Raw genomic sequence first — 21955 nt, 5'->3', positions numbered from 1 at the left:
AATTATTAAGAAGTTATAATCGTAAAAAAAGTAAGTACCCATTGGTACAGTAAGAACTTTTCGGTCCAACTTATTGAAATGTCTGAGAAAAAAAAATTAAAACAAAAGCATCCACCGCTCAAAGCGGCTACCATGGTGGAAACTATTTATGGATGTAAATGGTCTCTCACTGTCTATTCCCTCTTAAGAGAAGGAATCAACCGTCCTGGAGAAATGGTAAGGAGTGTCGAAGGCCTTTCAACAAAAGTTTTAAATCAATGCCTCAGGAAAAATGTTGATTTCGGTATTCTTGACAAGAAAACGTATCACGAAACTCCTCCTAGAGTTGAATATTTTGTAACATCCTTTGGGGAAAATTTCTTAAAAATTCTCGATAAAATCGAAGAGTTAAATGCCCAAATCAAACTGTAGTTTCAAAACTCAAACCATCGTTCAACTCAAAAGTGAATCTAATTGGGATCGTGTGGAATAACCACCAAAAATGTGGTTCTGTCGCGAAAATTTTTTGAACCTGATAGAGTTGGCGAATTTTTCAGGGCAGCTCAAATGGTCAGCTTCAAATGGAAACACTTTAAACAGGATATAATATTGATGCTGGTCAGATGGTATCTTGCCTACGCCCTAAGCTATCGAGATATTGAGAAACTGGCTCTAGAGAGAGGGCTGAAGGTCGATCACTCAACCATTAACCGCTCTCCCGAACTGGAAGAGGCCTTTCGCAGGCGTCACAAGCGTGCAACGGTGAGTTCTTTAAGGATGGATGAAACCTATATCAAAGTAAAAGGACAATGGATGTACCTGTATCGTGCCGTGGACAAAGAAGGCAATACGGTTGATTTCATGCTATCAGAAAAACGAGATGAGCCCGCTGCATGTGTCCTTTTCATCAAAGTCATTGGTTCAAACGGTGTACCAGAGAAGGTAGCCATGGTCAAAAGCGGCGCCAATAAAGCAGGTATTGATACCATCAACCGTACGCTGGCTCTCCTTTTCATGATGGGTGGCGTGTTCCTTCAGATTGATGTGAGGCAAATCAAATACCTCAATGATATCGTGGAGCAGGATCATCGGTTCATCAAGAAAATCACCAAACCCATGAAGGGATTTAAGGCCTTTCATTCAGCAGAATCTACACTGGCGGGCATTGAGCTTCACCATATGCTCCGAAAGGGACAGCATCTGCAGGCAGGTAGTCAGTCTATCTATCTTTGAACAGTTCTATGGACTTGCGGCATAATTTTATCCTGCGGTTCCCCCGTCCTGAATATGAAAAAAATTTCGCGACAGAACCAACAAAGCCATGCAATAAGTAAAACATTTTTCGGGTTAGCTATATCTATCTGATGCAACGATTGAATGTTTTAAAACTCGGTTGCTATAAAATCCTCATGAAAAATCCTGGGTTAGGAATCAATGCGGTTCTAAATTGCTTCACTTCATTCGCAATGACGGCAGTTTTTTTATACCATCCTTAAAATTTACATAATCACGTGAGCTATTACCATTTTTTTAATAAACTGAATCGCATGATTACCCAATTTCATCCTAAATAACCAGAATATCTAATCAACACTTTACCCAGTAAATCATAAGATTTTGCTAAGTACTTGCTTATCTGCTTGCAGATTCAGCACAGGTAATTTGCAGCAACGATGTAAAATGCTCTTAACTCAAACATTAATTGCAAATTAATGCAATGATGACTAAAATCGCGACACAAAAATAACTTATTTTACAATGAGGTACGAATTTGTATATTTCTTTTAAAGAACCCAAAACACCAAAATACATCCATATCAATCCGCAAACAAACATGGTCCATCTCTTAGTTCCAATTATTTATGAAGGTGACGAGACTAAGAATCTACACCAACCTGAACTCTGGGCTAATTTTTTCAAGAAGGATGCTCTGATTGCATTAGAAGCATATCGGGATGCTCTGCAAGCGGATATCAGCATACTAGAGGACCACAGTAAAGAGCATATCACCAAAAATGATCGCCTTGAGCAGATAAAAATGTACATAAAAACCGTAGAATTCATGGCAGAAGAAGATTATTTCAATGTGCTAGGCTTATTCCTAACCACGCCCTCTAATTTATATTCTGTTATACTATCGCCCTATTACTACCCCAAGGTTCGATTGCCGACGAACAATTTTGTCTTTTTTAGTCAACCAATAACCGGAGATAGAAATACACGCATCTCTACAAAATTAGAGAGGGAGGAACTGCTTCCTCCAGGTGTGGTTGCGCCTTCGAGCCAAGATTCTCTGCTTACTGCTTCTTTCTTGAATAGATCATGGTCATACCGCGAAAATGTGATTCTCATTTTTCTTGCCGTACTCAATATTTATTGCAAAGCCAACAACATAAGCACGCAAAACTTCGGCGATATTATCGGCAACCTAGATCCTACTTTAAGCCAGAGGTTAATGCATGAAGTGCTCCTACCAACACTCAATTATTTTGGATTTATGTTAGACGCTACGTTAAATGATAATTTAGCCGGTGCACTATCAATCGGATTAAGTGCTGGGAATTATGTTGAAGAAATTATTTTTGATTTTTTTAATACCCATCAAGATAAATTTGGACTCTCTCGCCCTTTGAATACTGTGGATCTAGCCGCAGTGCAAAAAAGATTTGAGCAGGCATATCACACCCTCTTCAAATCATCAGAATGTATTCATGACAATTTTATTATTTTAGACAAAGCAGCCTCAGGAGAAAAAGCAAAATACGTCATCCACCAAGGAGCCATTTGCGTAAACATTGCTGAAATCATGTCGTTATTTAAATTTATTGATAGTTATTATACTGACTTTTATGCTCGTATTCTTACTGATTTTAGAGAACATCCTATAGAAATACCTGATACAAACTCCTCCATTAATGATGGTTTCGTGATTGAGCCCGAAAAACGATATGAAGAGTGCTCTGTTGACGAATTTCTAGGCTTACCTAGTAAAGTCAAAGAGCTAATCCATGATCTTCCTCTGTGTAAATTATTACACCATGTGGTACAAGGAAGCCAAGATGAGGCAGAAGATTTATTATCTGCAAACACCAACCAGGCGCAAGTACTTCTACAAACTAAAGGTTTAGTCACCGATTATTCAGGTCGAACCTTCCGCTGCACCGCTTATGAATACGCCTATTGGGCTAAAGACATCTATATGTGCCGCATGTTAGAAACCTACATGGATAAGAACACATCCGCACTTATGCTAGCGCATATAGAAACTATGGAAACCAATGGGCTAGCTTATCAACAACAGGGGCAAACTTTTCAAACGTCTCATTTTGATATGGCGCCACTTATTACCGCACTTCAACAATATAATTCTATGGACAAAAATAGAAAAACGCCCAGTATGCTGCAGAACATCAGAAATGCTCAGCTGGGTGTACCCGCGCATGTAGCCAACGAGTATTGCAGGCTCGACAGATCATTTGTTCCCACTCCTGATTTTCGTGAGGCAACCCTACCGCGACGACTTGTTGTTGCTGCTGGGTGCTACTTACATATTCGTCCTGAAGTAATTGATGAAAATACCTATTGGCTTTCCAGACTCAAGGAGAAGTTTTATATAGAAAGTGATAGAAATATCTATTGGCTTTCCGAGCTCAATAATCTGTATTATACAAATTCGGATGGAAAGGATAAGCCAATAGAACAGGACAACTTTGCTCGATTTGCAGAGGCACTACAGTCTCTTGAAAAGGATAATGAAACTCACAGAGTATTCCTCAGTTCTTATTGGATAAAGAGGCATATAACATATAATGGAGGTAATCATCCTGATTTCAAAGCAGATAAAAATAATCTCTCTTTCTTCTTTGATTCTAAAGAGGTTCATTGTAACGAGGCTCCAATAATACGATCTTCTAGTGTAGATGGTCCTTGGCGAGATCCTTGGCCAGACGTTTCTCATGATTTGCAGGCACTCATCACTCTTGACGAAGTAAGAACCGCTGAAATTCAGCAATTGCGTGCCAATCTTGTCAATCAAGCACAAGAAGCTTGCTCTCCTAGTAAAGGGCTACCCATAACAACAGTGAATGCACCTGAAAAAGGATATGAAGAATGCACCATCGACGCGTTTGCATGCTGGCCAGATAAAATCAAAGACTTCTATCGCGATGTTCCTCTGTTTCAATTCTTACATCTTGTAGCGCAAGGCCATCAAGATGAGGCAGAAAAGTTATTAACCGCAAACCCAAGCCAGACGCAAGTACTTCTTCACGCTCGAGGTTTATTTACCGATTATTCGGGCCGAACCTTCAAGTGTAGTGCTTATGAATATGCCTATTGGGCCAAAGACATCTATATGTACCGTATGTTACAAAGCCACATGGATAAGAACACTGAAGCACTCAAGGGCATACGCATTAATCACTTGAAAAATAAAGGATTAATTTATCAACAACAGGGACAAACTTTTCAAACGTCTCATTTTGATATGACGCCACTTCTTACAGCACTTCGTGAATATGACACTTTAGTCAAAAATGGACAGACTTCCTTGGCATTAAAAAAGATCAGAAATGCCCAGCTGAATCTCCCCGCGCACGTGGCCAACGAATATTGCAGACACGATAGATCCTTTGCTCCCACCCCTAATTTTTGTGAGCAATACCTACCGCGAGAATTTACTGTTGATCACCTTGGGCGCCACCTTCATTTCTTGTCTAAATTCCCATCTTCGCAGCTTAAGGCGTATGAAAACAGCTACATCTTTGTCCAAAACGAGAAGGGTGAGAAGATGTATTTTATTCCCTACGGCTGCAATAAGTGGAATTGTTATGAAATAACGTTTGTAAATCTTGGTATCTTGCAAGATTGGCTACTCGCTCTTAAAAAGAAGAATGAAACTAAAGTATATCTTGATGTTTGTTCGCTGAAAAATATTCTCGGGGCTAACACGGATACTTGGCCTCATATAAGGTATCCTCAAAGTAAATCCTTTTTCTTCTACGATTCAGCATATCAAGGTCATTCATTGGCAATCATAGTAATCAGGGGGTCCAATGGTGCTCGCTTACTCCCCAATTGGGAGTCGTGGGATTATTCGAGGGCAATATCTTGCGACTTGGAAGCACTCACTGCGCTGGATAAAGTAAGAACTGCCGAATTTCAAAAATTGGATGATAATCTAGTTAATGAAGCTCATGAAAATGACCGGTCGGATGAGCAGTTAATAAAGCCACCTAAAGATAATTTAAGTTTTTTTCGTCCCATGAGTAACGATCGTAAACTCACCCCCACCATCAAGGAGCAAGTTCCTGAATACAATTAATCTGTTGCCAAATTAAATTTAGGATTCATGTGGGGTTCTTCCACAGGCCCCATATATGCGCGTTACTCCAGTCTAAAGAAGGCGCTGTTTGAGTATTATAAACTCTTAAAAAGCATTCATGTCCTGAATTTAATTGATAATATGGCTCTAAGAAAAGCTATAAGGACAGCAAGAAATCGAACAGAAGCCTATCATCAATTACAGGGACTCATTAGAAAAATATACCGTAGTGTTGAAAATAGTTGCTAATCGCATTAGTGCTCATGCTGTAAGGCTTGTTGCAAATTAGCATTATTTTGAACATGGTATACGAACAGATGCTTGCAGCTGGTGAAAGTCAAAATATTATTGATAAATTTGCAAGAATATCTCCCATTGCCTGGGCACACATTGCCTTTACTGGCAAATACAATTTTAAAAAGAGTAATGGTGAGATTGATATAAAATCTATGGTAAATGCCCTTGTAAAGCATTTAAAAGAATATTTTTGGAAGGAGGATTAATTCAAAATTAACATTTTTGGTGGTTATTCCAAACGACCCCTAATTAATCTCAAAAATTCAGGGCTCAATATGAATTAAATATACACACAGCACTCTACTATGACGTTCTGCTGCTTATCCATAAAGTCTAATAATAGCGGAAGTGTACAGAAATCCCGCGTACATGCCGCGGGACAAAGAAAGCAGTAAATAAATCAAGGTAATTGATTAATTTACAAATAATTAATGTTTTTGGATGTTCAAATCTTGCGTGCTGGTTTTTTCAGGAATAGCATTCACATTTGATATATTTTCACTGCCACTTGGTGTACTTTGAGTTGTTGATTCTTTGGCATGAACTGATGTTGGAGTAGATTTTTTAGCTTTCTTTTTTTCAGATTTTGTGTCATTTGCTTTGCTCACTTTAGCAGCCTTAGTATCTTTTTTGGCAGTAGCTGTTGTGGTGGTATCTGAAGCAACTTTTTTGGTGGATGGTGCTGATTTTTTTGCAGCGACAACTTTTTTAGTAGTGCTCTTAGATGCAGTAGCTGCCTTTTTAGTGCCTTTTTCTATGGTAGAAGATGCTTCTCTCATCATTTGTTGTTGATTTTGATCAAAATTACGGGAAATATTAAACCAATGATTTTCTAATATATTGAAAGTAGTTCTCATATAATCAAGTATCATTTGACTGTTTTGAGAAAATAGTTCGATTTGCTTTTCAAAATATTCCTCTGGTTTTTTTACACTTAATAAATCGAGAGGTTTCATATAAGATAAATTTTGCATCATTTTAACATTGAGTTCCATTAGCTTTTGAACTGGAGCATCAAAATTATTAAACATTTTTTGATCAAAAAATTGATTTTTCATAGCATCTCCGTATGTTGCATTGCACAATTCAAGATTAGTTATTCTCTTTATATTTGTCAAATAAAATTAATTTTTGTTTAAATCTGAATATCTTTATCTAAACCCTTTCTGCCTAGTGTGGAACAATTACCCCCCTATCTACATGTTGCGCTTTATACGTGTCATCCAGAGCTATAAGAATCTAATAGTACTTCACATAAATTCATACATTACATTCACACATAAAGTATGGAACGTTGGAAATCAGAAGGGATTGTTTACCAACAGAAGTGTTCCTATAATATATTCATTAGGCTGTGTTGACAATTGGCACCGAATGCTAAACTGAGAGAGCCTCACGCAACATCCATGAGATAGTTGCGTGAGGCTCTCTCAGGAACAAGTCGCGGCAAGTAGGCGGTGGGGAAGAATGGTCAACACGCCTTAATGCAAACACCTAGCGTGAGATGCTAGGTGTTTGCACATCGTTTAATAAGAAGGTCTCTACAAGATTTTTTAGTGAACCACGATATAATGCCAAAGTTTGCTTGTTTTTTCCTTGCTTTAGAAAAATAAACTGTTGTGAGTTAATCCAAAATGGGCTCCACGCTAGTGTTCCTTTAGGCGTTATTCTTGTGGTTTTGCCTGATTCAAGATCAAGTGTCCATAATGCTGGTGGCGGTCCTTCCCAGTTTCTTTCATGAACCTCCTCATCCATATCTACATCCATAAGGAGTGTTTTTCCATCAGGAGAAACCTGGATTCGAGATGCACTGCTCATGCTCCCGTGAGGAATAAGGGTATCTAGAGGCCATTTTTTTAGGAGCTTGCCTTCAAGGTTCATCCAATAAATTGTCTCAAGGTCATGAGTAAAAAAAGAATTTCCATCTTGAGCCCAGACAGGAGTATATTTATTTTGGGTATTATTTAACAGGAGATAACCACTGCTATCCTTATTGATGAGAGCCAGATACCAATTATTATTAATAAAGGTATTGAATATTAATTTTTTACTATCGGGAGACCACACAGGATTAAAGTTATTTTTAGAGGGTATATGTTGTAACTGTGCCACTTTACCTGATTTCAATTCTACTATTGCCAGGTAACGATTCGTTGATTGATGGTCAGCTGTATTATAGGCAATGTATTTTCCGTCAGGAGAAATTTCTGGCACATATCCTGCAGTTATTTTTCGCGCCTTACTACCATCTAGATTGGATGTCCAAATAAATCCCGATCGTTCAAAAGCGATCACAGGATTAGCTTGCACAAAAACACAATAAATTAAAGAAAACAAAATCACAAGAGTTTTCATAGTAAGTAAACTCATTCTATAATAATTTTTGGGTATCATATTTTCACCATAGGGTTATCTAGTAGCGTTAGTTGTCTCTGCTCTTTTTCTTCGGGATTGTTATCTGTAGGTTTTAATGGTAATGGTTTTGACCGCCAAAAGAGTGATCTAGAGGCAGCCGAAGTAATAGTATGACTTATACTATCTATTTCTCGTTCAATGAATTGATGCGGCCAATGTTTCGGATGATCATCATTGTAAAAAGTATGATACTGACTTAAATACTCATAGCCTTCTTGTAATGCCTCCATCATCATGACAACAAGTTCATGCTTATTGAGTAAATTTATTTCTTCATTACTTAAATCAATTATTTTTAAACTTTTTAAAATACTTAACTCAACCTCTACCTCATTGATAAATAAGGTCGGAATCAGATGCATCTTTGTCACTGCTCGCAATAATATTTGAGTTTCCATAGCATATGTGTTGCCAATGCGTAAATGTTTTCTGGGTAGCTTTTCAGGTATACCATCTACATAGATAGAAGTTGTATGCTCGTGCAAAAAAAAATAAAGCAGCTTCCACCTTATTTTTAAACAGCTCAACTCGCTTTTGCAGTGGAAAAGGTTTGGTCACTTCAGGTAAATCATATTTTGATTCCATAATAGTCTCTAAATATTTGGTAAATTTCAGAATGAGTTTGTCTCTTTAATTCAATGTAAGATTAATTTGATTGTCTCAAAATTACCAGTCTTGGTATATTTAACAGTTGTCAATCAGGTACGGAGTTTATCCTCAAGAGTGGAGTGAGCACGATTCATGCTCGAGCTGGTTAGGTCTTCTAAAAGTGAGTTGTCTATTTGATTAAATTGATTGAGTAACTGATTACAATAATTTAATGCATGCTCACTAGTACATCTTAAATGAGGCTCTGAATGCATCATTGACTGAACAAGATTTACAATTGCTTGTTCGTGAACGGTGAAGTGAGATTTATGAACTAAGATGTTTGCTTTTCCATTCTCAAATGAGACTGTATATATTTCGGGAAATAAATACATGCTCACAAGACCCATGGCATACAAATCTTTGCAGAAATGATCGCCAAAACAATGAGGGTCGCTATACGCTGCAGTCCATCCAAATGATTTAGTTGATGCTTTTTTATGAGAGGTTCCAAAATCAATAAGCTTCATCGATTCGTTGTTTAAATTTAAAATAAAATTTTGGCACTTAACATCTCCATGGATGCGATAGTGTTGGTGTAAGGTATTGAGATCAGTTAAGCCAGAACTTAAACAGCGCAATCTTTTTTCCATGGGTATTTGTAATAACTCATTGGCATGATAATGATCTAAACTGAGTTCACGTTGCCATTCAGAAACAATATGTGCTTTTCCTTTTTGGAAAAAATAAAATGCTTCTCTTCCTAATAAACGATGATATTTAACTTCACGAATTGCCGCTTTTTGGGCTTTGTCATGATCGGATTCGTTTAATTTTTTAACTCCATAAAGAGGCTCTCCGGAATCGACAAATGGGTAACCTTTTTTGACTTTGCCAAATCCACCACTTTCATAGGAATCACTATGTTCTGTAAAGAGGGAGTGTTTATTATCTAATAGAAACTCAGAGCGTGGTACATTTGTGATTTTCGTGCTTTTTTTGCTTACTACAGATTCAAAAACCAGGGGTAACCTCTCTGCGACTCTTTGCAATGCTTTTGCAAATGACTGATGATCTAACATCCCACTTGCGCTAAGCCTGGATAGTACTCCATAAAATCGACGCAAATTTGCATTCGATAAAGAAAAAAGAATACCTAATTCTTTTTGATTCACATCAAAATTGTTTTCTTCGAATAATGCAAAGAAATTAAAAACGATTGTATTCCTGTTTTCCTGCTTTATTGCCATTAATTTAAAGCATGAAGTCAAAGTATCTTGGTCTAACACATCTGCTTTTTTTAAATAACTAATGGCTTTATAGAATGGGTAACTATCAAGCTCCATATTGATAAGATTTTGAATTATTTCCTGATTATCCTTTAATAAGGATTTATCCGATAAAATTTCTAATATTTGTCCTAATGAAAAAACATCATGGATACAAACATACTCAAATGTCTGGTTGTCCAGCAGGTCATTTTTCAAGAGTAATTTTAAAACCGAATTTTTCGCTATAAAAAAAGTAAGATCTTGTTTTATGAGTAATATCACATGTTCCATTTTTAAATGGAGTTCTTTAGCGCCAAGTAAGATTGATAGAGTTTCAATGAGAAAATGAATCTGGTTATTAGCGCTAATTTGTTGAACTAACTCTTCATTGAGGGTAATTTTTGCATGATTCAATAATACAATTAGACTATCAATTGAATACAGGGACTCGCGGCGCAAAAAATGTTTTAAGCATTCATCGTTAAAAAATTCAGCTTTATCGAGCTCCTGAAATAAGTTGGCAACAGAGGCTAATTCATTAGCTTTGCTTGTAAGTAAGTTGAGTGCAGTGGATGTTAGGTGATTTTTACTCTCTAGGAATCTTAAAGAGCTCTCAATGAGTTTATAATAATGTGGTTTTTGTGAAGCGAGTATTAGTACTGAGGAAAGGATTTCTCGATTTAAACGAATTCGTTGTGATTGCAAGCCACAAAATAAGCGATGCAAAAGCGACCTGCCTTCAAATGAAAGATCGTAAATAATTGAAAAATTGTTTTCATGAATCATTCCTGCGCTATTTAAAACCACGTAAATATCAAATAAGTAATGCTCATCAAGTTTTATTCTTATGGACTGCATGAGTTTTAATTGACTATCTATAGCTGTAGTTTCTGGAATTTTTTGAAGTAGATTTAAAATATCCACTGAAGTTAATTCGTAATCATCTCGTTTCTTGGCAAATTGTTTTAAGTATTGTCTTAGTTTTTGGCCCCGTTTGTGATCACCATAAATTAATTTACGTGTATACCATGTTTGATCATATTCGTTTAATAGTTGCCGAAGGTCATATAACTTCATTCTGACTCCCTTTTAGAATGATTTTCAAAGACATAGTGTTCAAATAGTGTCACCTGGAATGAAAAACAGGAATAAGGTATTTTATGAAAGCTGATAAATAGAGTTTCTGAGCTTTTCAACTGTTTGATCTGATTTAGTTTGCGAAAATAAACCTAATCTGCCGGTGATTTTATAATTAATACCTAATGCAAATAAATATCCGATTCCTAACAAACTAATTGCAGTAATTATTTCAGCAACTATCCATCTTGAATCACGATGTTTTTGTAACATTTTTCTAGATGAGTCTATTTTTATTAAACATTTTGTTCGATAAAGTTTAAACAATGTGGGATCCGGATTTTTAGCAAGTGCTTCTGTGTATTCTTTCAATTTATTTGCTAAATATTCTGCTTTTTTACCTTCTTGGCCAAACCCTCTTTGGATTAACTCGTTACCTTTTTTAGAAAGTCTCGAGATCAATGTAACAATTGTTTGAATTTGTTTTTCTATTGATTTTTCATAATGTCTAAGCTCAATTTTAGATGCGTGTCGAATTTTCTTTATTTGATATTTTTGGAGGTTTACTTTTAAGAAAGACTGTTTCGCTTTTTCCACACTCCAGCGCTCTGTAATATCTTCTTTTAAAAGACCATTGAGACATTCTCTTATTTGATCTTCATCTTTTTTGAAAAGAGCTATCTGCGGATCTGAAAACAAATTATTATTTTGGGTTTTCTTTTTAATTTCAATCCAAGGAGACTTGTGATCTAAATAATAATTTTTATAATCATCACCCCATAAATAGCTTAAAATTCGCCCTACGGCGTAAGCATCTGATTTTTGAGTATAGCTTGGAGTACTCAAATAGAGCTCAGGAGGCCTATAAGCGGCGGTACCTACTCTTCGTCTTTCGATACGGTTGCCTATTATTGCATTTCCATAATCAATAATCGTTACTTTAGAGGGGGGATTAATGCTTGTATTTCCCTCCATATCAATAGAAATGGAAGACGATCTACTTAAATCAATTATCATATTACCTGGTTTTAAATCACGATGAATCAAATTCTTATCAATTACTTGTTCTTTCACTGCATCAAGAATCGCAAAAGTAATTTCCAGACGTTTTTCTACAGTGAGTATGGGGATAAAATCCGCATACTTCTTTCGTTTATTAGGATTAAGTATTGTTTCTAGAGGAATACCTTTTGCCAGCTTCATTACTAGCAAACTTTTTTTCCCGTTATTATGAACAAACACCGGTGGTTTAGGACCTAAATGTCCAACATGGACCAGATTATTATATTCTTGAAGCACTGAATGACTTCGATCATACTCATGGTGCTTTTCTATCTTGACTATTCGATTTTTACCCGTTTTTAAAATTGGATAATTGGCTTCAAACTTTATTGTTCCTAATATGGGATAAACTACAGCATACCCACCCTGACCTAAAGGCTCATTGCTTAAATCAAATATCTCGAACCGCTCTCCTTCCTTGAGCTTACTTCGTTTCCTTCTTAATAGTGATTTACTAAAACAAAAAATATATTCAATACCTTGAGTTGTAGTATATTGATACTCTTGGTTTTTAAGCCACATATTATCCAGATGTTTATTTTTTAGAAACTCTTGGAGGGCATTCCTTTCAGCTTCACCCAGATTCGTTCCATGTATTTGAGTGGGATCAAGATTGATTTTTATCGACATCTATTTTGAAAATATATTTAATCAATATGTTTTATTGTATATCAATATACATGAACCGTTAACTTGTTTAGTAAGAAATGTATTATTTTTCTTAAAAAAGAAATAGCATATTTCTCATCACTTCGGGTAGGATGAATGGGCTTTATTGATTATTTTTTTCAAGGAGAGTACTGTGGGCAAACTAACTGTTGAAGGAATGGCTGCTGTCGAAAAAAACAAAAGAGAACGTGCAGAGGCTTTAACACTCTTAACTTCAAAAAACTTTAACCCAAAAGATGAGGAACAACTAGCCTCGATCAGAAAATACATTAATAACTTTGAATACAATGCCAATCTAATATATCTTTATCAAGGAATGAGTACAGGGCTCACAGCATGGGGGGGGTCTTGGCTTTTAGGCCTTCTTTTACCTGTCCCTGAATTTGCGAAATATTTTCTAAGTATGTTTCTCTATTGTGGCGCAGCTGGTTATATTCTCCAAAATTTCAGTCTTGAAGATTTTCACAATCAGCTCGACGAAATGAAAACCATTTATAATTGGTGCTTAAAAAGCGGGCAACATAAATACGATGGTACGGACAATAGTCAAGCTCTCTCTAATCCCGATATTCAACGATTAATTAAATTAATTGCTCCTTTATGTACCACAGAATTTATGCTGGCATGGAAACCGGTATCAGAAGCCGAGCAACCTAAAAGCACCATTTGGAATAGCATTTCATCGGTATATTCATTTTTTACAGCACCCACACCTAGTGTAGATCAAAATCGTCTTCTAGATTTACAAGCCAGTGTAGAAAGAAGAGAACTGGATGTAGGTGTTTTTAAAGGTGTTGAAAGTGCAATTCGTTATTTTGCAACTGACCCTCATTTTAGAGAACTTCTAACATCTAAAGTGAAACAGCCAGTAGAACAAATTAAAGGAATGCTTCCTTCTGTCTTGACTTTGAATTACTCCAAATCTGACTGATAAATACATCATGAAGCGAAGGGTCATCTAACTTTCGCTTCATATGCAACATATTTTGTTCGCAACAAACATCCTAGTAGAGGTATTCGTCATATTCTTCAGACTTTGAGAGCCTTCCTGTTACGTTACAGTAGAGTCCTTTTTGCAAAAGACCAATTGATTTTGTACTGCCAGTAATTAATGGAATTTTATTCTTTAATTTTGCAATCACTATCAATCCCAGATTTATTTGTTTAAATAATACGATTAACTCACACTGGAATCATTGACTATTTTATTCAATTGAAGATATTTTGGATAATAGGCAGACCAGACGAACATTAAAAAAATGTATCATGCATCTTCTGATGCCTTTTATTTAAAGCCGTTTATCCTTATATTGCGTGTCCCAAATTAGATATCTCTCATAGTACTTTGCCTCACTCACATGAAACCCCAACAAAATATTAGGTTACTTCCAATAGATTATCGTTGGAAGTTGTCATTCGTTCTATTAGGAAATACAGACTGATTCCTATAATGATAGCCCCATCAATAACAAGAGCAACAGGACGCATCGAACCATCAAATAACAGCCCAGTTAAAGCCACTGCCCCTGATGAAACAAACAAACGCGTGGACATAATAAATGAAGAACATGTTCCTTTTAGATTGGGTAAGATTTCCAATGATTGAGCAAAAGTAACGCTCATTGGAAAAGCACAGCCTACTGCCATCCAACACATTGCAAATGTAATCAAATGAGGGGATTCTGGATAGTCGAAAGCAAAATAAGTGAAAAGTACAATGGATATTGTACAGCACACCATCCCAAAATTGACTGCTTTTCGACTTCCAATTCGTGCAATCACTTTTTCAGCATAAAAACTTGTAAGTGAAAATATCAATACAATCATTCCTTGCTGCATGGCGAACTGGAAATAGGATAACTTACATGTATTAATATAATAAAATGATGCACTACCTACAAATGTTAAATAAGCCGTAACTAACATATTTGGCATACTGGCATAAATTACAAATTTACCATGGGAGAAAACTGTCCAATAATCTTTAAATAGAGTCAAAATACTTAAAGGCTGCTTCTTGGTTTTAGTTTCCGGCAATTGCCAGATCAAAAAAAGCCAGGAAATCAAAGCAATCATCGCAACGAATGTAAAATTTGCTCTCCAAGTAAAATAATTGATAATAGCACTTCCTAAAATGGGTGCAGCAGCCATAAATATAGTAACGTAAGCGTTAATTTTACCAATGTAATTTGCAGCTACTTCGCCACTATACCGATCGGAGATCATAGCAAAGCCCATAACTAAAGTACTACTAGCACCCAAGCCTTGAATAAAACGCCAAAACATTAATTGGTATATAGAAAATGAAAATACACAACCAACTGCCCCAATCAAGAAGCAGGTTGCTCCAAAAAGCATTAAGCCCCTTCTACCCCAAGATTCTGATAATGGTCCATACAACAATCCAGATAGGCAAAATGCCAAAAAATTAAGGCTTAATGTGCTTTGAACTTGTGCTTCTGTGCTACCGAAATAACTCATAATACTAGGAAAACTGGGTAAGGAAATGTCGATTTCCATACAGCAACCTAATAATGAAATAACAATGAGTGGTACAAGGGGCAGCCGAAATAAACTGGATAACATGATGCTTCTTCTTAAGTGGAATAAATAAGTGATATTAGCTGAATGAAATGTTTACAGCTATGCAATTATATCGGCATTTGTACATTTTTAGAATAGCTATGATCTACTAATGCTTCATTATAATAAAATACATTAACTTAGTGTCTTGCCAACGATAGCCATTTGGAACTAATTTATAATCACCTTATACAATGTTTCAGTTTTAATTATAAGTAAATGACAGAAGCTTAAAGTCAATGGCTGCGCTACTCAGACGGAGCAGTTTTAAATACAAACTGGCTCTTCCTTCACTTGGGCTAATTTGACAAAATACTATCAGTGGCAACCACCTTGGCAGTAGCCACAGAGATCTAAGGGTATTTTTCTACAGAACGACCATTTGATTATTTAGAAAAATTGGGTTCATAATTATCTATCCCAACTCCGTTCAGATGAGTAGGAGTATTATTCTTTGCCTTCTCCATGAAGAAAGATGGTTTCGATTTCGGCTCATGGTTTATCTATTCCAATTCCGTTTAAGCAGAGATGTTCACTTTTTTTCTGTTTTGCAACGAACAATGTTGTAGGATTCAGTTCATCTATCCCAATGCTTACGCAAGCAGGATTGACTTCATTTTCTTCCTTTATAGCAAATGATTTTTTGAGATTAGATTCATGGTTATCTACCCCGATCCCGTTCATGAAGTTATGATTCTCACTTTTTTCATTCTTTATATGTAGTGTTGGATCTATCCCTACACTTTTTTAGATGGCGTTCAATATCCATTTCTTTATTTGTAGAAGAAAATCTAAATTGCATTTTTATATTATTTTTGAAAAAAGAACTTATTTCTTTCTCAATCCTATTGGTCACTATTTTTTGAAATGGTTTCATAGGAAGCTACTGAGTTTAATTAAATAACCCGTGATAATCACGGGAAAAATTGGTTCAAGTTAGGTATTTAAAATATTTTTTATTATTTTTTGTACGCAAATGGCTGTAGTTGTTTTAATAATTTATAAAATATATAAATTGCGATCACATTGAATTTTATTGTGGCGAAGTGTAGCAAAATATGTGCTATGGCTCAAACATAAATCATGTATTAGCAATTAGAGCGATGAATTGTTAACAGGCCTTCATAGCGATTAAATTTTATGATTTACATTCGATTCAGTTCAAGAAGCTCACTATTGATTTCATGAACTATTATTTTAAAAAAAGGCGATTTATGCCATGAGTCAGCTTATAAATTAATTTGGTGTGGATTGCCAAAGATTTTTTCGGTAAAACTGCTTCTTAGGTAAAATCCGCGTGGTAATGTTTTGATTTTATTGCCATGGCTATCAAATCCATAACATAGGGATCTTCCGTTTGCTGCTTTAGGTCTTACTTGTAAATAATCTCCTGATTTTGCATCAAGAACTTCAAGATTCCCAGTACTGATTTGCAATGTTAAATAATTCCAATCAGCTTCTAGAGCGCGTTCTTGTGCTTCGTTCGGAGACCATAAAAAGCCTTGACCAATCCTTCTTTGTGGATAAGGGATATCAGTATCCCCTTCTATAGGAATCCATAAAACCCTCTTGAGCTTAGAGTAACATTGGGACGTTTTCCATTGTTGTTGATGCACTGTTAGTAAAGGAATAGATGTAATAAAGGTTGATTCAGTAGGTCTTCCTGATTTACCAATAGGAAGAGTTTTAAGTTCTATACCTAAATTTTTAAAATCTGGTAATGATTTATTAGAGGCATTGGCGCCTAGGGCTAATTCAATGACTTGGCCAACCCACCCTTTTCGTCGATTAGAATCTATTGGGATCAATAAATTTAAGCTCAAGCTTAATTGAGCGAAACTAAGGCCAGCAATACTTGAGCAACGTTCAATTAACTCAGATTCAGTTTGTGGTGGTGGGATGTTTTTTAGCAGTGAAATCATTCTGCCCTTCTTTCTCTTTAATCTCAACCGCGATAGGTTCAATGGGTGGTTTTACATTTGCTGCTTTAAATTGAGCCATAATAGCAAACAATACTTTAGACCGTACTTCAAAGCGAGTATGAACTTGGACATTGATAAAATATCGTGCTTCAAACTCAAGCAGCGCCTCATCAATTTTCTTGAGAAAAACCTGAGCAGGTGGATCAGCAACAATTTCCGGGGTTGTTGCCAAAACATCCAGAATAATTTGTTGAATCATTACTGGATCATCTGAACGACTCACTTTTATAGGAAAAACTGTTCTGACAATACTGTCTTGATGTGTCCAGTTCGTAAAGGGTTTGTTAAAGGTTTCTGCATTTGGAATTAACACTTCCATATTATCCCATGAAGAAACCCGCATGGAACGAATACCGATATGAGCAACTCGCCCTTCATGCTCTCCTATAGTGACTAAATCCCCTTCTCTTACTGGTCTTTCAATAAGAAGCATAAGGCCACCTACAATATTGCTGGCAAAATCCCGTAAGCCAAAACCCATACCTACAGCTAACCCTCCAATTATCATTGACATACCGCTAAAATCAAATCCCAGCACATGGAGTGTTACAAAACCACCTAAAAGAACTACAGCATATTGGCTAAAGACAGAAAGGCTGTGACGTATGCCTGCATCTTTTGTATTTTTATAGACCCAGCGATAACAAAATTCCCGAGTCCACTTTGATGCCCACGCAAAAAAGGCAAGCAGCATAAAAAACTCGATTGTGCTGTATACAGTAATATGAATACCAGGAAAATTAACAATCGTATATTGAGCAAATTTCCCTAAATTTATCATTACTATAGAGTCAGAATGCCAACCAAATAATTGAAATAAAACTAAGATACTTATAATAAGCAATATAATTCGCATTATATTATCTATAGGCTTTAAAAAAACCTCGATCCATAGCCATCCATTTCGCAATGAGGAAATCATTAATTCAGAAAATAACTCAAGCGCATCGAATAACAATCCTCGAGCTAGAATGTATCCTACTAATACAATTAAAGCATAAGCCAAATATAAACTCATGCTCCAGGCTAAATTAGTAAAACCGAATAAACCAATTACGGCGGTAGAAAATACGGCGATTGGCATCAAAATAACCAACAGAGAAATAGCATTTCTGACATATCGCTTCTGGCTATTTAATAAAGGACGAAGTAGATAAGGAATTACATCCTTACTTTTCCAGGCAACCAAAGATACTGTTAAAATAAATAACATAAATAATCGGTTAAATATATCCTGGATCAGGATAGACAGAGGGAGTAAGTGACCAATAGTCATTAAAGCGGTTGTCCATCCTCCAAAAAGCAATAACCATTTTAAACGGTAATAGAGTTTAACATCCTTTCCTGAGGAGTCCGTTATTCGCTCTAATAACACTAAACGAGCAATTAAAATTAAAATCTTAAAGGTAAACCAAACTGCAATTAATTTAAATAATAATTGATAATTCGCGAAAGAAATATGCGTAATAGTGAGCAATAACCACAACATGGAAACAACACATAAATAAGGTATATTTCTTTGTACTAAAACCAGTACCCCATCATATAAGTACCCAGTTAAGCGTGAGCGTTCTTTATCCCTACCCAGAGATTTTAAGAAGCGACTTATTAAAAATGAAATAACCCCTATTATCACAAACCCACTCCATAATACAACCACGGATAATGGGCTTAACCATAAATAGCTATCATAAACTTTTAAACTTAATGTTTTTATATATTTGTAAAATAAACCAGGAATCGCAGCTATTTTATTAAGGATAATTGGCCAGCTATTAATGTTATAATCAGCAAGGGTTTGTCTTGAAGACATCAACTTTTTAAGTTGTGCTTGATAGTCTGTTAAACTCTTAAACAAAAGTTGTTTCTGCTTTTTGGATTCATTGATTTCTTGAGTCAAAGTTTTTTGTAATGAATTAATTGATTGTTTCAAATTAAGAGCTGTAACTAGTTTGATTTCGTGCTCAAGAAAAGTATTTATTTGTTGCAACGATTTTTCAATCTTGGAGTATTGATTTAATGCATCTTTATAAATATCAGTAATTAATTGTAAATTTTTTGTATCTGGATTTTTAAGATAAATCATGTCTCCTTTGACTAGTGTTCTTTGAATGTTTAAGGCGTTGATGCGATTTTGAACAACAGCAATATTTTGATTGTTAATCAATAATTTTGCTTCATAATCAGATGAAGATAAAGGGGGTTGTTTGGATCGCTTACTAGGCTGATTGTTAATATTTTCATAAAGATCAAGAAGTTGTCGATTAAGCTTTTCTTTTACAGTTTTTATTTGTACTAATTTTTGTTCAAGAACAAAATTTGAATGCCAAAACTCTAAATTCTTTATTTCTTCAGTAAGAGCAGATTGATAATCATTTGCCAGTTTTAAATTATCAGTAGTTAGCTGTATCGTTTGTTTGTTAATTATAAGTAAATTTTCTACCCTCGCAACCCGTTCAGGAACCGTTGTGTCTTCTTTAACAATAGGTAACTGTTGAAGGAGTTTTAAACGCTGATTCAAGTAATTTTGTTCTTTATTTTCATGTTCAAGAAAACCCTCCAGGCTTTTTATTTTAACATCTATCATTGTCAGTATTGATGACACTTGCTTCATTTTAGCAGCGTATTCTTTTTCATTTTTTAGGGTTATCGGTTGGGTTGTTTCTTGAATTGATGAAATCAAATGGGCTTTTTCTTGAGTTAAGTATTCAATGAACGTTGTAGGATTTTTTACAGGAGCTGATGTAGTTGCCGCATATAATGAACAACCAAAAAACAAAAAGAATAAAATAATGGCAATTTTTTGGCTTGTGGACATTATTTGCAAAACGAGTTGCTTAAAGAAAAAAAACACGTAGCGCATGGAGGAAGGATGTATGTTATTACTTCTCATTGCCAACAAACATCCTACCCCTAAAATTTTATTTAGTTTGCGTAGTTGGAGCAAGTCTTATTCCTAATTCTGTTAGTTGTGCACTTCCCGTAGGTGACGGTGCACTCGTTAAAGGACACGATGCCGTTTGAGTTTTAGGAAAAGCAATTACATCTCTGATAGATGTTGAGTCTGTTAATAACATAGCTAAACGATCGATGCCAAGGGCAATACCTCCATGTGGAGGAGCTCCATATTGTAAAGCATCTAATAAAAAGCCAAACTTTTCCTGAGCTTCTTGTTCATTAATTCCAAGTAACTCAAACACTGCTTTTTGTAACTCTGATTGATGAATTCGTATCGAACCACCACCAATTTCATAACCATTAATCACTATATCATAAGCTTTGGCTAACGTATGGGTTGGGTTGGTACGCAAGTTATTAGGATCTAAATTTTTGGGTGACGTAAAAGGATGATGCATAGGACTTAATTTTTTGCTCTCATAATCCAGTTCAAACATGGGCCAATCAATAATCCATAACAGTTCCCAACTTGCTTTGAGTAAATTTTTGTCATGTCCTAATTTAATTCGCAATGCCCCCATAGACTCATTGACTATATGACTTTTATCAGCACCGAAGAATATAACATCACCTGTTTTGGCTTCAGTACGATGTAAAATAGCGTTAATGGCATCTTCTGAAAGAAATTTCAAAATCGGCGATTGAAGACCGGTCATTCCCTCAGCAAGATTATTTACTTTAATATAAGCAAGTCCCTTGGCCCCATAAATAGAAACAAAACGTCCATAATCATCTAAATCTTTTCTGCTAAGATCGCAACCTCCGGGTAATCTTAGGGCAACAACCCTTGAGTCTATATCATTAGCGGCAACTGAAAATACCTTAAAATCAGATTCTTTTACTAAATCAGCTACATCGACAAGCTCTAAAGGGTTACGCAAGTCAGGTTTATCACTACCAAAGCGCCTCATTGCTTCAGCATAGGACATCCTTTTTAGTTTTTCAGGCAAGTCCACATTTAGGATTTGCTTGAATACCGTTTTCAGTAAACCTTCAATAAGATTTAAAATGCACTCTTCATCAATAAAGGCCATTTCAATGTCAAGCTGAGTAAATTCAGGTTGTCTATCAGCACGCAAATCTTCATCACGAAAACAACGAACAATCTGATAGTACTTGTCAAATCCTGAAATCATTAGTAGTTGTTTAAATAGTTGCGGCGATTGTGGAAGTGCATAAAACTGACCCGGGTGCACTCTTGATGGTACTAAATAATCGCGTGCACCTTCTGGTGTAGCTTTGGTTAACATAGGGGTTTCAATATCAAGAAAATTTTGCTCGTTAAGATAGGTACGGATACAACTATTTAACTGATGACGCACTGTAAGCTTATGTTTCATAGCAGGACGTCGCAAATCAATATAACGGTATTTATAGCGTAAGTCCTCATTAACTATCTGAAAATCATCAGGCAAGAATGGAGGTGTAGGTGATTGGTTTAGAATCTCCAGCAGCGTTCCAACTACTTCAACTTTTCCCGTTGCCATAGTTTCATTAATCATACCAGCTGGCCGTTGACGCACCACACCTGTCACTCGTACCACAAATTCTGAGCGAAGTTTTTCTGCATCTGAAAAAGCTTTTACATTTTCTGGTTCATATACGACTTGCAATAGACCTGAGCTATCGCGAATATCTAAAAATATCACTCCACCATGGTCACGACGGTTATGAACCCAGCCGCATACAATCACTTCTTTCCCTAAACTTAATTCATTAACCTCTAAACAATGGTGTGTACGCATATAAAA

16 protein-coding genes are annotated in these 21955 nt (G+C 35.8%); 6 read left to right on the top strand and 10 right to left on the bottom strand.

Features of this window, described 5'->3' with window-relative positions:
* Window positions 1-78 precede the first annotated feature (78 nt).
* The 5 genes from EKG34_RS08935 (at window position 79) to EKG34_RS08915 (ending at window position 5805) form a co-directional block, all read left to right on the top strand.
* Window positions 79-411, top strand: a complete 333-nt coding sequence (locus tag EKG34_RS08935) for a winged helix-turn-helix transcriptional regulator (RefSeq protein WP_003637122.1) — start codon at window positions 79-81, stop codon at window positions 409-411.
* A 135-nt stretch (window positions 412-546) separates the two neighbouring features.
* Window positions 547-1237, top strand: a protein-coding gene (locus EKG34_RS08930) for an IS6 family transposase (RefSeq protein ID WP_263283333.1) whose coding sequence is annotated in 2 segments (ribosomal slippage) — window positions 547-1196 and window positions 1195-1237 — 693 coding nt in all. Because the reading frame shifts where the segments join, the coding sequence is not laid out codon by codon here.
* A gap of 513 nt (window positions 1238-1750) precedes the next feature.
* Window positions 1751-5302 carry a hypothetical protein gene (locus EKG34_RS08925; RefSeq protein ID WP_003637118.1) on the top strand — a complete coding sequence of 1184 codons (3552 nt, stop codon included), beginning with the start codon at window positions 1751-1753 and terminating at the stop codon, window positions 5300-5302.
* 27 nt (window positions 5303-5329) lie between these two features.
* Entirely contained in the window at window positions 5330-5551 is a 222-nt protein-coding gene (locus EKG34_RS08920; RefSeq protein WP_223800018.1) for a Tn3 family transposase, read from the top strand.
* 68 nt (window positions 5552-5619) lie between these two features.
* Window positions 5620-5805, top strand: a complete 186-nt coding sequence (locus tag EKG34_RS08915; RefSeq protein ID WP_035905146.1) for a hypothetical protein — start codon at window positions 5620-5622, stop codon at window positions 5803-5805.
* Window positions 5806-6027: 222 nt separating this feature from the next.
* Here the strand turns inward: EKG34_RS08915 and EKG34_RS08910 are convergent, their stop codons facing one another.
* The 5 genes from EKG34_RS08910 to legK1 all read right to left on the bottom strand — a co-directional run bounded on the left by EKG34_RS08910 (window position 6028) and on the right by legK1 (window position 12642).
* The gene (locus tag EKG34_RS08910) at window positions 6028-6657 is read right to left on the bottom strand and encodes a hypothetical protein (RefSeq protein ID WP_003637117.1); all 630 of its coding nucleotides are present in this window, start codon (window positions 6655-6657) and stop codon (window positions 6028-6030) included.
* A gap of 436 nt (window positions 6658-7093) precedes the next feature.
* The gene (locus EKG34_RS08905; protein WP_003637116.1) at window positions 7094-7954 is read right to left on the bottom strand and encodes a TolB family protein; all 861 of its coding nucleotides are present in this window, start codon (window positions 7952-7954) and stop codon (window positions 7094-7096) included.
* Window positions 7955-7989: 35 nt separating this feature from the next.
* Window positions 7990-8412 carry a hypothetical protein gene (locus EKG34_RS08900; protein WP_231852886.1) on the bottom strand — a complete coding sequence of 141 codons (423 nt, stop codon included), beginning with the start codon at window positions 8410-8412 and terminating at the stop codon, window positions 7990-7992.
* A 300-nt stretch (window positions 8413-8712) separates the two neighbouring features.
* Window positions 8713-10950: a protein kinase domain-containing protein gene (locus EKG34_RS08895; protein ID WP_003637113.1), complete on the bottom strand. Its 2238-nt coding sequence runs from the start codon at window positions 10948-10950 to the stop codon at window positions 8713-8715.
* Between the two features lie 81 nt (window positions 10951-11031).
* Window positions 11032-12642 carry a Dot/Icm T4SS effector kinase LegK1 gene (gene legK1, locus EKG34_RS08890; protein ID WP_003637112.1) on the bottom strand — a complete coding sequence of 537 codons (1611 nt, stop codon included), beginning with the start codon at window positions 12640-12642 and terminating at the stop codon, window positions 11032-11034.
* A gap of 172 nt (window positions 12643-12814) precedes the next feature.
* Here legK1 and EKG34_RS08885 point away from each other — a divergent pair, with 172 nt between their 5' ends.
* Window positions 12815-13612 (top strand): hypothetical protein, encoded by a 798-nt coding sequence (locus EKG34_RS08885; protein WP_003637111.1) that lies wholly within the window; start codon window positions 12815-12817, stop codon window positions 13610-13612.
* A 446-nt stretch (window positions 13613-14058) separates the two neighbouring features.
* On the opposite strand, the gene EKG34_RS08880 is transcribed toward EKG34_RS08885, so the two are convergent.
* The 5 genes from EKG34_RS08880 to aspS all read right to left on the bottom strand — a co-directional run bounded on the left by EKG34_RS08880 (window position 14059) and on the right by aspS (window position 21949).
* On the bottom strand, window positions 14059-15267 hold the full coding sequence (locus EKG34_RS08880) for a multidrug effflux MFS transporter (protein ID WP_012979115.1): 1209 nt from the start codon (window positions 15265-15267) through the stop codon (window positions 14059-14061).
* A gap of 489 nt (window positions 15268-15756) precedes the next feature.
* Window positions 15757-15948 carry a hypothetical protein gene (locus EKG34_RS08875; RefSeq protein ID WP_003637108.1) on the bottom strand — a complete coding sequence of 64 codons (192 nt, stop codon included), beginning with the start codon at window positions 15946-15948 and terminating at the stop codon, window positions 15757-15759.
* Between the two features lie 545 nt (window positions 15949-16493).
* Window positions 16494-17186, bottom strand: coding sequence for a DNA mismatch repair endonuclease MutH (gene mutH, locus EKG34_RS08870; RefSeq protein WP_003637106.1), 693 nt, complete (start codon window positions 17184-17186; stop codon window positions 16494-16496).
* The gene (locus EKG34_RS08865; RefSeq protein WP_003637105.1) at window positions 17146-20064 is read right to left on the bottom strand and encodes a mechanosensitive ion channel domain-containing protein; all 2919 of its coding nucleotides are present in this window, start codon (window positions 20062-20064) and stop codon (window positions 17146-17148) included. The genes mutH and EKG34_RS08865 overlap by 41 nt, the downstream gene beginning before the upstream one ends.
* A 103-nt stretch (window positions 20065-20167) precedes the next feature.
* Entirely contained in the window at window positions 20168-21949 is a 1782-nt protein-coding gene (gene aspS / locus EKG34_RS08860; RefSeq protein ID WP_003637103.1) for an aspartate--tRNA ligase, read from the bottom strand.
* Between the last annotated feature and the right edge of the window lie 6 nt (window positions 21950-21955).

This window comes from Legionella longbeachae, assembly GCF_004283175.1.
GTDB lineage: Bacteria > Pseudomonadota > Gammaproteobacteria > Legionellales > Legionellaceae > Legionella > Legionella longbeachae.
Note: the sequence above shows the minus strand (reverse complement) of the source record. Positions and strands in the feature narration are given on the sequence as shown.

Excerpts from the sequence above, each read along its gene's own strand:
- EKG34_RS08935 (WP_003637122.1), top strand. The coding sequence starts at position 79 with ATGTCTGAGAAAAAAAAATTAAAACAAAAGCATCCACCGCTCAAAGCG.
- EKG34_RS08920 (WP_223800018.1), top strand. The coding sequence starts at position 5,330 with ATGTGGGGTTCTTCCACAGGCCCCATATATGCGCGTTACTCCAGTCTA.
- EKG34_RS08915 (WP_035905146.1), top strand. The coding sequence starts at position 5,620 with ATGCTTGCAGCTGGTGAAAGTCAAAATATTATTGATAAATTTGCAAGA.
- EKG34_RS08910 (WP_003637117.1), bottom strand. The coding sequence starts at position 6,657 with ATGAAAAATCAATTTTTTGATCAAAAAATGTTTAATAATTTTGATGCT.
- EKG34_RS08905 (WP_003637116.1), bottom strand. The coding sequence starts at position 7,954 with ATGAAAACTCTTGTGATTTTGTTTTCTTTAATTTATTGTGTTTTTGTG.
- EKG34_RS08900 (WP_231852886.1), bottom strand. The coding sequence starts at position 8,412 with ATGGAAACTCAAATATTATTGCGAGCAGTGACAAAGATGCATCTGATT.
- EKG34_RS08895 (WP_003637113.1), bottom strand. The coding sequence starts at position 10,950 with ATGAAGTTATATGACCTTCGGCAACTATTAAACGAATATGATCAAACA.
- legK1 (WP_003637112.1), bottom strand. The coding sequence starts at position 12,642 with ATGTCGATAAAAATCAATCTTGATCCCACTCAAATACATGGAACGAAT.
- EKG34_RS08880 (WP_012979115.1), bottom strand. The coding sequence starts at position 15,267 with ATGTTATCCAGTTTATTTCGGCTGCCCCTTGTACCACTCATTGTTATT.
- EKG34_RS08875 (WP_003637108.1), bottom strand. The coding sequence starts at position 15,948 with ATGAACGGGATCGGGGTAGATAACCATGAATCTAATCTCAAAAAATCA.
- mutH (WP_003637106.1), bottom strand. The coding sequence starts at position 17,186 with ATGATTTCACTGCTAAAAAACATCCCACCACCACAAACTGAATCTGAG.
- EKG34_RS08865 (WP_003637105.1), bottom strand. The coding sequence starts at position 20,064 with ATGTCCACAAGCCAAAAAATTGCCATTATTTTATTCTTTTTGTTTTTT.
- aspS (WP_003637103.1), bottom strand. The coding sequence starts at position 21,949 with ATGCGTACACACCATTGTTTAGAGGTTAATGAATTAAGTTTAGGGAAA.